The sequence below is a fragment of the Vibrio sp. SCSIO 43155 genome, assembly GCF_023716605.1.
GTDB classification, from domain to species: domain Bacteria; phylum Pseudomonadota; class Gammaproteobacteria; order Enterobacterales; family Vibrionaceae; genus Vibrio; species Vibrio harveyi.
This window is the reverse complement of record NZ_CP071852.1, coordinates 1,689,172-1,701,838: the sequence shown is the minus strand read 5'-3', so window position 1 is coordinate 1,701,838 and position 12,667 is coordinate 1,689,172. Positions and strand designations below refer to the sequence as shown.

Genomic DNA, 12,667 nt, shown 5'->3' with positions numbered 1-12,667 from the left:
TTTTTTCTTTGGCACGTTCCCTGCTCTACCCAATTCAGGAAATCGAATAAATGGAGAAAGCATCATGGAACTACGTAAACTTGAAACTACCCCAAACACGCTAACCATCGAATTTTTTGGTGACCTAGATGCAAAAGGCTGCCGTCAAGCACAACATCAAATTGATGAGGTGATTCACAGTGATGATCACAAGGAAGTAGAAATCAATCTGCAACACGTCCAATTTCTTGATTCTTCAGGGATTGGTGCCATTGTTTATCTATATAAGCGCCTAGTTGAACGTGAGCGTAGCATGATTATTGAAAACGCATCAGGACAGCCATTGGAGATCATGAGCCTGTTACGCATCAATCACGCTATCCCGGTCAATTCAAAAGGTCATTAAAAAAATACCGGTTAATACGGAGGTTGGCATGGTGAATCTTTTACGACAAAGTGTGTTTTGTAGTCTCGTTGTCGGCATGTTTGGGTGCTCAACGTTTAACTACCCTGATCATGGAAAGGGTGGCATGGCTGAAAGCTACCAAGATATTTCAATTGAGAATTATCAGTTTTCACCAGTGATGCCCGACGAACCTCTTGGCCCTGAGCACGGTTTACGTTTCGATTGGCAACTAACCAAACTGCACTTGGATGCTTTGATTCAAGAAGGCGCACGCTGGTGTTTTCCTGCTGCAGTAGTGCAGGCACTCGAGAAACAAAACCGTATCGCTCGTGAGTTGGAAGGTGGACTACTTCTTGATGTAGCCAACGACATCGTGATTCAACGCCGACGCCTAAACCAACTTGAGCAACAGCTCGATTACGTATTGTCGCAAACTACGTGTAAACCACCGCAAGACATCGAGGCATTGCGCAGTGACCTAAACATCGTTGCAGACATCTATGACCTTCTGAATGTAGACAACCAATTCGCTGTCGACTCTGCGGAGATCAACCCAAAATACATGGGACATCTTGCTGAGGCGGCTTATATCCTTCGTGACCATCCATCTTTGTCGCTAGTCGTGACCGGGCATGCAGACGCAACAGGCACACCGGAATACAACCAAAAATTGGCTCAAGACCGAGCAGAGCAAGTTAAGCGTTACTTGAATGTATTCGGCATCACCTCTGACCGTGTGCAAACCAAATCTGTGGGCGAAACACTGCCTCTTTACGAAGGGCAAACACCAGCGGTTCGTTTGACTAATCGCCGTGTGAGCATCGAAGTACTGAATGCTAATTCAGACACAAGCGCAGAAATGGGAGGCACACTATGAGAATCCTCAAAGTCATTACCACCCTACTGATGCTGTGCTTAATCACCATAAATACAGCTTGGGCAGCGGAAGATGACGTGGTTAAAGTCGGCGACTTGGTACAAATCAACCTGCCCGGTGAAGCATCTCTGAATAAAGGTTTTCAAGTTGATAAACGTGGTCGCATCAATCTGCCAGAAATCGGTCCAGTTTTTGTTGCGGGTTACAACGAGACTCAGCTTCAGAACGTCATTACCGACAACCTTAAAACTGTATTCCGCGATGTAAGCAACGCACGTGTGTTCATCAAACAACAACAACTTTTGATTTCAGTACAGGGTTACGTGGTTAAGCCGGGTGAATATACGCTTCCATCTGGCTCCAATATTCAAATGTTCCTGTACGAAGCTGGCGGTCTACGTGCTGGTGCTCAGCTTGATAAAATCATCGTAAAGCGTGGTAACAAGAACATTGAGTTCGACTACAAACGCTTTCTTGATACCGGTGACGATTCAAAGCTTCCAACTCTAGAATCATTGGACGTTCTTTTCGTCCCTGCTTCACCGTTGGTGGGTAATATTGAACAAGAATTCGATGCAGCGAAACTAGCAAACTCAGGCGACAGTGCCGATTCTGCTCGCGCAATCAAAGTGTTTGGTGAAGTAAACGCACCGGGCTCATTTACCTACAAACCCAACACGACACTTGTCGATGTGGTTATGCGCGCTGGCGGTGTGACTCGTTACGCTAGTGTGGAACAAATCCGCGTTATCACCAACAACACACCGATTATGTTTAACCTTAAGCGCTACCTAGATACAGGCGACCAGAGCTTGCTGCCAGAGATCCTTCCGGGTGCAACCATCTTTGTGCCAAAGCAGGAAGAAGAGATTAAAGCTGGCGCAAACGTGGTTTATGTAATGGGTGAAGTGGCTCACCCTGGTGCCTACGAAGGTAAGAAAGGTGCGAGCTTCATGGACATTCTTGCCAACGCAGGTGGTCCAACACGTTTTGCAGAATCTCGCCAAATCCGCGTTATCAAAGCGGATGGTGGTGTCATCAATTTCGACTTAACCGCTCACACCGAAGGGCTATCTAAGCAAAAAGTACCGACGGTTGGACCGGGTGACGCTATCTTCGTCCCTGAAAAAACCGACATGAATGAAAAGTCATGGTTGAAGGTTGCACCAAGTCGTGCAGTCGCTGTAATGGGTGAAGTCGTTCGCCCGGGTCGTATCGAATGGTCAGACGAAATGGACTTGATCGATTTGATTGCTCATGTGGGCGGTCCTACTCGCCGTGCGGACACCAGTAAGATCGAAATCTCCAACAACGGTAAAGTGACCAAGTTTGATTTGGATAAATACATCCTACAAGGCTCGCCACATTCTAAGCTACCAAGTGTATCAGCAGGCACAGTGGTTCGTGTTCATGCGTTACCAGACGATCCATCAGACAACAAATCACAGTGGGTCAGCCAAAGCTCTGATGCATCAATTTATGTGTTCGGTCAGATCAATGCGCCGGGTCGTTACCGCTTTACCAAAGAGATGCATTTCCTAGATATCTTGTCTGCGGCTGACGGCCCTACCAAAGATGCCGACATTCATAACATCCGAGTGACGCATCGTGGCTTGGGGTATGCAAAAGTAAGCAAACTTAACCTGTCGCTTTACTTTGAAACTGGCGATGAATCGATTCTGCCAGATGTACGTCCTGGCGATACCATCTACATTCCAGAGAAAGACAAGAACTGGCTTGATCGCTCTAAAGAATCCACAGTTCGTGTACTGGGTGAAGTACATGCACCGGGTCGCTATGTTTTCAATGACAACATGACCATTCTTGACCTGCTTGCTGAAGCTGGTGGACCGAGTGACAGCGCTTACGTTGAGAAGATCAGTGTGGTTAACATGTCTTGCTGCCAAGGTCAGGCACGCGTGTTTAACTTGGTTGAATTCAGCAAAACCGCCAACATTTACGACCTACCTGTGATTCGTGCCGGTGATACGATTTACGTGCCGCACAAAGACGAAAGTTTTGCCGAAAAAGCCCGTGCTGGTTTACGTGACTTGCTACAAATCACCACCACCATAGTGTTAATAGGAGCGCTGTAATGACTATTCCTGCAACACATGCTGAGATTGAGCAAATCTATCTTCAAAGTGAACTCAAGGGCTACAAGTCAATTAGTGTCGTGGCTTGTCAGTCTGAAGATGGGGTTACGTCTGTTGCTTCCGCACTGGCAGAACGCTTGATTCTTGCAGGTCATAAAACACTTTATGTCGACTTGAACCTGTTCAAGCCCGCTTACAGCACGGTTCATGCTTTTGAAGAAGAACCGGAAGAAGTCGGACAATTGATCTCTCGTGAGGAAGACCACCAGACGCTGGTTGGGTTGACCGTCCCTTCCCTTGCGAGCACACAACTCGCCTATCGCGATCCAACCATGTTGCGAAAGGCGGTCGATAAGTGGCTTGAGCAATACGACCGAGTGGTAATTGACACTTCACCGCTGCTGAGCATGAACCGCAGCAACATTCCTGCCCAAGTCGTTGCAGGCGTTTGTGATACTTGTGTACTGGTTGCCAGTTACGGCTCAACGACTACGAGCCAAATCGACCAAGCTAAAAAGCTATTAGAAACCAGCAATGCCAATCTGCTAGGCGCTGTGCTGAACATGAAGCACAACGCAGGTCTAAAAGACGAACTGATTCGTCAGGTGAAAAAACTGCGCTTTTTGCCAGAGAAGCTGAAAGCGAAAATATCGAAGCAAATAAAGAACAGCGAATTATTTACCTTATAGGGAGCGCGCACTATGAATACTCAAACTGATGTAACGTTAGAGCAAGAATTGGTCGATGAGTTGATTCTTCAGCAAATGATCAAAGACACCTGTGCGGAAATCATGCCTACCTTAATCGAGCACTATATTGAGGAATCTCGTGAGCGCGTCGAAAAGATCCAACAGGCACTCAACAGCCAAGACAAAGAAGCGATGGAGTTTGAAGTCCACACGCTTGGTAGCTCTGCACTTGCCTTGGGGAATCGCACTCTATCGCGTCACGCTCGCACCATCGAGAAATACTGTGTTGAAGGTGATACAAAACAAGCTTTTGAACTTTGCCAATCCTTACCAGAACTGGCAGAACAGTCTTTTACCGCGCTAAACCAAAGAAAAGAGCAAGGGTTTGAAGACTAACAACAAATTTCAGGGATTTAATTAGCTAAAAAATAAAGAATTTTCTGCAATCCTCACAGCGTGTGCTAATACTTAAATAGAAAGATTCTCAAAATGAGAATCGAAAAGAAGCCATCAGCTTGAGGCAAGAAAAACAAACTCATCACGACAGCATGAACCTCAAGCCGACTTAACGCACTAAAACAACGAATTGAAGAAAGTTGGGAAAGGATTATGAGACCAAGGGTGTTACTGGTAGAAGACTCTACTTCACTAGCCATACTTTATAAGCAGTACGTCAAGGATGAGCCTTACGACATCTTCCACGTAGAAACGGGACGTGAGGCGATTCAATTCATTGAACGCAGCAAACCGCAACTTATCATTCTCGACCTAAAGCTTCCGGACATGTCGGGTGAAGACGTGTTGGACTGGATTAATGAAAACGAGATCCCGTCCTCTGTCATCATCGCAACGGCGCACGGCAGCGTAGATCTCGCGGTCAATCTGATTCAGAAAGGTGCGGAAGATTTCCTAGAGAAACCCATCAATGCAGACCGTTTAAAAACCTCAGTCGCTCTTCACTTAAAACGAGCGAAGTTAGAAAATCTCGTCGAGAACATTCAATCGACCTTCGATCGCCACAACTACCACGGTTTTATTGGCTCTAGCCTACCGATGCAAGCTGTGTATAAAACCATTGACGCGGTTGCTCCAACCTCTGCAAGCGTGTTTATCGTTGGTGAAAGTGGTACGGGTAAAGAAGTGTGTGCAGAAGCCATTCACAGACAAAGCGATCGCAGAGACAAACCTTTCATTGCGATTAACTGTGGTGCTATCCCTCGCGATTTGATGGAAAGTGAAATTTTCGGTCACGTTAAAGGCGCATTTACCGGTGCAACCACAGACCGTAAAGGTGCCGCAACGCTAGCCCACGGCGGAACCCTGTTCCTCGACGAATTGTGCGAGATGGAATTAGAAATGCAGAAAAAGTTACTGCGTTTTCTGCAAACAGGAACCTACACCCCGCTCGGTGGCACCAAAGAGATGAAGGTGGATGTTCGGATTATCTGTGCAACCAACCGAGATCCATTGACCGAAGTGGAAGAAGGTCGTTTCCGCGAAGACTTGTATTATCGTGTGCATGTTGTGCCAATCGATATGCCGCCACTTCGTGAACGTGGTAGTGACATTGTCACGCTAGCTAAGCATTTCTTAACCACATACGCGAAGCAGGATAAGAAGAAGTTCCGCAATATCGATAGCGAAGCCCAACATGTGATTAAGCACTACGACTGGCCAGGCAATGTGCGTCAGTTGCAAAACATCATTCGCAACATTGTCGTGTTGAATGACGATGACAAAGTGACGCTCGCACACCTACCCGCTCAACTGACTCGCAAACCGTCAAAAGCTCGCACTGTCACCCCACCTCATGTTGAAAGTGCTCAAGTAGCCAACGTAAATCCAGTCACCGCTGCAACGCCAATGCAAGCACAACCATTAGAAAGTGCGCCTGTAGAAACATCCGTGCAACCAGAGTTCTCCTCAACTATGGTTACGAACGAAGCGCCTCCAGCAAGCCCTGCGGCGCAAGTGTCATCACCTTACTTCAATTCCGATGGCACCATTCGTCCAATGTGGAAAGTTGAGCGAGAGGCGATTCAAAACGCCATTGCGTATTGTGATGGTAACGTGCTTAACGCGGCGGTGATGTTGGAGCTTAGCCCTTCCACTGTGTATCGCAAAAAACAAGCGTGGGAAGCGGATGAAGCTAATCTCGAACAATCTTGAGATCCCAGTTGTCGGCGAAGTTTGGATTCTGCTGGATAGCCGTATTTACGGTGGTATTGAAAGCCATGTAGTCGAACTCGCCACAGGGTTGCAGTCCTTTCATGTTAACGCACGAGTTGTGTTGGTGGTGGAATACGATCCTCCAGCACCACTTATCGGCAAATTAAACCAAGCTCAAATCCCAGTGAGTTATTTGTGGCACCTGTGCCCAAAGTCAGAACGGTCGAAAACCATTCCAGTCAAACAGATCACTGGCGCGGTGGCTGAGCATCAACCCAGCGTTATTCACACCCATGGATACAAAGCGGCACTGTTAGCCAGAAGCGCAAAGCTATTCACTCGTACTTTTCCCCGTTTAGTCTCCACCTACCACGCCGGTGAAACACCAACGGGCAAAGTTTGGGCGTATGACTGGCTCGATCGATATACCGCACGACTCTCTGATCACAGCTTCGCTGTGAGTCAGACCATTCAAGACAAGCTCCCTACTCAATCAGAATTGCTCAATAACTTTGTCACGATTCCCGAACAGCATTGTCGCTACAAAGAAATCGCATTTGTTGGTCGTCTAAGCCATGAGAAAGGCGCAGACCGCTTCATTGATATTGCCCGTCAAATTCCTGATATTGAGTTCTCTATTTATGGTGACGGCCCAGAAAAATCGAGGCTCGTAGAAAGCGCACCTGCTAACGTGATATTTCACGGTCATCAAAGTGACATGGATGCCGTTTGGCGTAATATCAGCGTCCTCGTCATTTCATCGCGCTATGAGGGCTTGCCAATGGCGGCGTTAGAGGCGATGGCTCGTGGAATCGTTGTGATAAGCCTTGACGTTGGTCGCCTTCCTGATTTGATCCAAGATGGTCAAAATGGATTCCTCACCCACGATATTCCGGCGCTAACCGACAAGATCAATAACTGGTTGGAAATGAGTCATAGCGAACAATACCCAATGCGCCACAAAGCGATTGAGACCATCAAAGCGCACTATTCCTCTCGCAGCATCATTCCTATTCTGATTGAACGCTACCAAATTGAGAATCACACTTGATGCATATCCATTCTCAAATTGAGAAGTTTCGTATCTAATCTTCGCCCCCACTGAATTTCCCATTCAAAAACATACACTTAAATCAATAGCATATTTTGGCATCTCGGTTGCAATAGCTAATCCAAACAGATTGGCTAACCGAGGTAACGACTATGACTACTCCAAAACGCATTCTTTACGTTCATTATGGTGATAACTGGATTCGCGGCAGCGAAGTCGTACTGCTTGACCTCATCACTAATATTGACCGCGACCAGTACCAACCAATTGTCTGGTCAAACTGCGAACCTTTGATTAAGAGATGCCACTCCTTAGGCATCGAAGCGGAACATTCGAACTTCAGCCTTGTTGGAGGTTGGAACACGCCTCGCTGGGACATTAGCAGTTGGAACGATTTGATCAAACAAGGCACAGCGTTGATCGAAAAACACAACATCGACCTTGTCCACGTAAACAGTGGAGGTCCATGTCAGTGGATGTGCCTAGCTGCTCGTATGAATCACATCCCTTTGGTAACGCAACTTCACTGCCACTACACCTTGCGTGACCGCTTCTCATTGGGTCTGCACCTTTCTCCAAAATTGATTTGCGTGAGTAAAGATGTGGGTCACGAGATTCTCAAAGATGGCTACCCAGAAGAACATCTTCATGTCGTTCATAACGGCGTGTCGTTGGAGAGTCACGATGCACCTATCGATGTCAAAGATCGTCTGGGTATTCCTCACCAAGCGTTCACCTTTATTTCGGTTGGCTCTCTCATTAAACGCAAAGGCTTTGACCGCTTAATCCAAGCCATGCGTATGCACAATTACCATCAACATAATCCACATTTGGTGATTGTTGGTGATGGTGAAGAACGTATCGCATTGAAGCAGCTAGCCGTTGATTTGGGTGTGGAGGATCGTGTGCATTTTGTTGGGGAACAACACAACGCCGGAGACTGGATGAAAGGTAATGTAGATGCCTTCATCAGTGGAGCTTACGAAGAGGCATTTGGTCTTGTTCTTGGTGAGGCGGCACTAGCAAAGCTACCAATCATCGCACCAAAAACAGGTGGTATCCCGGAATTGTTTGAGCACAACCACAGTGCCCTATTGTTCGCCAATCACGGTATGGCGAGTCTGTTAAATGCGATTCAGCAGATGATTCAAGATGCGCCGCTACGAAATAAGCTAGCCGAGAATGCGCATCAACACGCGAATCAGCACCTGACGGTTTCTGCCTCAGTCAAAGCGATTGAAGATATTTACCGCGATGAACTGACGCAGAAAGAACTGACACCCATGCCTGTCAGCCACTGCATGAAACCAATTTCGCGCTGGTTAAACATCAACTAAGGAGCTCACCATGAAACGTGTATTGATGTTTGACGCCATCCCAATGCAAGGCGGCTCGAAAATTGCCAACGCTGAGTTGATTAAACAGTGTGACCAACGTGATGTGATTAGCTATGTCGCGACGACAAATCCAGAACACTGGACTGCCACATTCAGCTCAAACCCTCGCGTACAGGTATTGAAAATCAAGCGTTCTCCAATCACGTCTCATCATGGTATCGCTTATTGGTTGATGAACTGTTTTTACCTGGTGCAACTGATTTTGGTCACGTTCAAACTACCCAAACTCGACTGGTTTATGGGTTTGTCTTCACCAAACAACGACATGCCTTTGTACCTGCTTCGTCTGTTCAATCGCAAACCTATCGTGCAAATGGTGCATGGTCCAGTCGGCGTGTCTCGCTCATCTGGCTACTGCTTAGTAAAAGCGTCTGCGATTCATTATTTATCGAACACTCGTGCTTCCATGATTGATGCGCTTGCTGCCTATTTAAAAATGCCAAAACCGGCGGTAGAACGCTTTTGGACAACCTTAAACACCTCTTCGTTTGTGAACGGCTTGTCTTCAGAACGCGCACCAAAGCAAGCGAACCCGATTTCTAATCGAGTGTTCTGGGCTGCCAGCCTCTTGAAATGGAAGAATGTTGACCTGTTGCTCGACGCGATGAAGTTGGATGAATCAGCGAACCTAAACGCGACCATCTGTTACATCAAACCTAACATTGAAGGCGTTGAATGTTCAAAGCCAGATTTCACTCAAGCAAACGTTGAATGGCACGAATCACCAGACAACCTTGACGAGCTACGAGCACAGTGTGGTGTGTTTGTGTCGACCAGTGAGAACGAACCGTTTGGGTTATCAATTTTAGAGGCGTTAGCCGCTGGTATGTGTGTCGTGATTCCACATGACGACAGCTATTGGGATCGAGTGTTAACCCATGGAAAGAACTGCATCAAGTACACACCGAAAGACGCCGCTTCTCTTCACAATGCCATTCGACTTTTAAACGAAGCACCTTGGCTAAAAGTCACCATGGGGATGGAAGCACTAAACGTTGCGAGTTTATACACCGCAGAACGTTGTTACTTCGATATTACCCAACAGCTTTGTACTGACCCGACCAATAAAGCTCAAGACAGTGCAAAGAAGCGCGACAACGTCAAAGGATATGACCATGTCTAAAGCCATGACCAATATGTCACTGTTCGCTATTGCGTTGGTGATCAACAAAAGCATCAGCTTAATTATGCTGCCAGTGCTTCCTCAGTTTCTCTCGCCAGAGCAAATGGGCAAACTTGAGTTACTGACCTCTTTTGGTGTTGTGACTGCCCTACTTGCCAGCATGGCAATGCACGAAGCACTGTACCGCTTTGTTGGTGTAGAGAAAGACGGCGAGAAGAAAGTGACCATGCTCAACCAAATTTACTCGCTTTCTGTTTGGATCGCAGTGGCGATTGGTTTGGTTTTATTGTTTGCGATTCTAGTTGCCCCGATTCCTAGTCCGTTTTCTCAATTTGAATTCATCGTGCTGATGTTAGCAATTATCTTGGAAGGCGCGATTGGTATCGGTACTGCTTGGCTACGCATGCAAGATGATAAAGCGAAAACACTGCTAAGCGTGATGGTGACCACCACCGTTCTTCAAGTTGTATTTATTGTCGCCGCTTTGATGATTCACCCACACGTCATTTCTGTCTTGCTTGGTGGTCTACTGGCTGCCGTTATCCAATTTACCTGGCTACACATTATCAATAAATACAGAGTTGTCATGCCTGACATGGCGATCGCAAAGCAACATCTGCATTACTGCATCCCTGTCATGATGTCTGCGCTGGTCGCTTTTTGCTTGAACGGTGCCGAGCGTTGGTTCATTGGTGCGAACGCTTCACTAGCAACACTTGGTGTTTACGCGATTGCGGTGAAGTTTGCCATTGGCATGTGTATTTTGGTTCAACCATTCGGTATGTGGTGGATGCCACGTCGCTTCGCCTATCTAGAGCGTAATCGTGGTAAAGAAGCTGTAAGAATTTCTCACTTCGGCATGATTTATATTGCTGCACTCACGGTCCTAGTCGCGACCCTTGCCTTCATTATGATCAGCCAGTTTTTACCAGAAACGTATCAAGAAGCCGCGCTTTACACATTGTTCCTTCTGCCAATCGCCATGATCAAAGAATGGAGCGAGCTACTGAACATCGCGATTCTATATAAACGTCGCACTCGTTGGTTGCTGGGAACCAACGTTGTTGCCGCAGGCGTCGCAATTACTCTTCTATTTGCGCTTTCTTCTCTTGGTATTTATGGCGTATTCATCGCGCTTTACTACGCGCAACTAGCCAAACTGGCGATGACGTTCGTGATTGGACAACAGTGCATGTACCTTCCTTTCCACCTAAGTTTGATGGTCGCATTACAAATCATCTCAGGAGTGGCACTGTTCCTGCTTTACTCTACTCAATCCATCGGAAGTGCGATTGTGATTTGCATTCTGACATGCACACTGTTTGCTGGTACCGCCTTCCGATACATGTCTAAGGAAACACGTAGCAATCTTGTGATGAGATTAAGAACGGAAGCGAAAAGAGTGACGTTATGAATGCCACGGATGTGAGACCAACCCAAATCATCGCTGCGACAACCGTTACTGTGGTCATCGCTTTAGCGTGGTTAGTGATGCCGCATCCAATTTTAATTGTCGCAATTTGTTTTGCTCCGCTTGCCATCTTGTTTGTCCTCAACCAAACCTTTTGGCTGGTGACTCTGTTCATCATCTTCTCTTTCTTTCGAATACACGAAGCGTTTCCCGTTATCTACAACTTCAAAATCCCATTGTTGTTGTCTTTAGGCGCACTTGGCGCGTTATCTTTTCATCTGTTAATCAGTCGTCAGCTATCGGTCTTCTGGCACCCTTCTTTAAAGTGGCTGTTCATCTTCTGGGCGTTAGTCATCATCGGTATTGTGTTCGCCTCAGCACGCGACATCGCGATTACGGTGTTCAAGAATACGTACTGGAAGATCATTGTGATGACACTGGCGATCACTTGGCTTATCACCACCCCCAAACAACTCGCACAAATGTCAAAAGCGATTATCGTTGCTGGGTTGTTGGTCGGACTTGTTGCACTTTATAACGCCACTAACGGCATTGATATTGTTGAAGGAACGCGTGTGTCGATTGGTCGTTCGTTCGGCTCGGTATTAGGCGACCCCAATGACTTGGCGCTGGTTTTGATGTTCCCCCTCGCCTTTACGGTGAGCCAATTGGTCGAGAAACGGTCGTCCATGTGGCTGCGAGGTTTTGCGCTGCTCACTTGTATCATCTTGTTTATGTCGATCCTTGAGACACAAAGCCGCGGTGGTTTATTGGGAGCGCTTTCAGTCTTCGCGTATTTCGCGTTCAAACACATCAAGAGCAAGGCATTGGTTGTCTTCCTAGGCTTAGTCGCGGCTTTGATTCTTTACGCTGTTGCTGGGATCTCTGGGCGAGCATCGGGCGGCGCTGCAGAAGCCGGTATTGATGCCTCGGCAATGGGACGTTTGTACGCCTGGGAAGCAGCTTTCAAAATGGCACTCGACAATCCGATAACCGGCGTTGGTTTAGAGAACTTCTACTACAACTACTTCTTCTACAGCCCGCATTGGGATGGCATTAACCACGCGGTGCACAGTACTTGGTTTGGTGTACTGGCTGAAACCGGCTTTGTTGGTTTAGCGGTTTTCATTACTCTGATTGTCTCTCTGGTCAAAACGTCATTAGGTTCAATCTCACTTCTGACTGAGAAGTCGCACTTCACCTTATCTGTAGGTGCAAACGCCGTATTAAGCGGACTTATCGGCACCATAGTCTCGGGGACATTCCTCACTCAAGGTTTCACTTGGCCGATTTACATACTTGCGGCACTAACCATAGTGATAAATCGCATCGTTCAAACTGATTGTCAAAATGAGAAACCGTCACCTTCTCAAATTAAGAAATAACCTAACCCCTTGTTTTAGATAATTTTAAGTCTTTGGCACGCATCGTGATACGTCTTTGAGTAACAACAACGAATCAATTGGCTC

At 46.9% G+C, this 12,667-nt stretch carries 11 protein-coding genes; all 11 read left to right on the top strand.

What is annotated here, in order from left to right:
• Window positions 1-64: 64 nt before the first annotated feature.
• The 11 genes from J4N44_RS07615 (at window position 65) to J4N44_RS07565 (ending at window position 12,583) form a co-directional block, all read left to right on the top strand.
• Window positions 65-385, top strand: a complete 321-nt coding sequence (locus J4N44_RS07615) for an STAS domain-containing protein (protein WP_009700743.1) — start codon at window positions 65-67, stop codon at window positions 383-385.
• 28 nt (window positions 386-413) lie between these two features.
• Window positions 414-1,262, top strand: a complete 849-nt coding sequence (locus J4N44_RS07610) for an OmpA family protein (protein WP_252045045.1) — start codon at window positions 414-416, stop codon at window positions 1,260-1,262.
• Entirely contained in the window at window positions 1,259-3,358 is a 2,100-nt protein-coding gene (locus J4N44_RS07605) for an SLBB domain-containing protein (RefSeq protein WP_114322058.1), read from the top strand. The genes J4N44_RS07610 and J4N44_RS07605 overlap by 4 nt, the downstream gene beginning before the upstream one ends.
• The gene (locus tag J4N44_RS07600) at window positions 3,358-4,047 is read left to right on the top strand and encodes an AAA family ATPase (RefSeq protein ID WP_045481186.1); all 690 of its coding nucleotides are present in this window, start codon (window positions 3,358-3,360) and stop codon (window positions 4,045-4,047) included. Before J4N44_RS07605 ends, J4N44_RS07600 begins: the two co-directional genes overlap by 1 nt.
• A gap of 12 nt (window positions 4,048-4,059) precedes the next feature.
• On the top strand, window positions 4,060-4,443 hold the full coding sequence (locus J4N44_RS07595) for an Hpt domain-containing protein (protein WP_005440949.1): 384 nt from the start codon (window positions 4,060-4,062) through the stop codon (window positions 4,441-4,443).
• Between the two features lie 213 nt (window positions 4,444-4,656).
• Window positions 4,657-6,216, top strand: a complete 1,560-nt coding sequence (locus tag J4N44_RS07590; RefSeq protein WP_029788485.1) for a sigma-54-dependent transcriptional regulator — start codon at window positions 4,657-4,659, stop codon at window positions 6,214-6,216.
• Entirely contained in the window at window positions 6,191-7,267 is a 1,077-nt protein-coding gene (locus tag J4N44_RS07585) for a glycosyltransferase family 4 protein (RefSeq protein WP_252045044.1), read from the top strand. The genes J4N44_RS07590 and J4N44_RS07585 overlap by 26 nt, the downstream gene beginning before the upstream one ends.
• 152 nt (window positions 7,268-7,419) lie before the next feature.
• A complete protein-coding gene (locus tag J4N44_RS07580) occupies window positions 7,420-8,604 on the top strand; it encodes a glycosyltransferase (protein ID WP_009699886.1) in 1,185 nt (394 codons plus the stop codon).
• A gap of 10 nt (window positions 8,605-8,614) precedes the next feature.
• On the top strand, window positions 8,615-9,787 hold the full coding sequence (locus J4N44_RS07575) for a glycosyltransferase family 4 protein (protein ID WP_029788488.1): 1,173 nt from the start codon (window positions 8,615-8,617) through the stop codon (window positions 9,785-9,787).
• On the top strand, window positions 9,780-11,201 hold the full coding sequence (locus J4N44_RS07570; RefSeq protein WP_252045043.1) for a lipopolysaccharide biosynthesis protein: 1,422 nt from the start codon (window positions 9,780-9,782) through the stop codon (window positions 11,199-11,201). Before J4N44_RS07575 ends, J4N44_RS07570 begins: the two co-directional genes overlap by 8 nt.
• Window positions 11,198-12,583, top strand: coding sequence for an O-antigen ligase family protein (locus J4N44_RS07565; RefSeq protein WP_252045042.1), 1,386 nt, complete (start codon window positions 11,198-11,200; stop codon window positions 12,581-12,583). The genes J4N44_RS07570 and J4N44_RS07565 overlap by 4 nt, the downstream gene beginning before the upstream one ends.
• Window positions 12,584-12,667 lie beyond the last annotated feature (84 nt).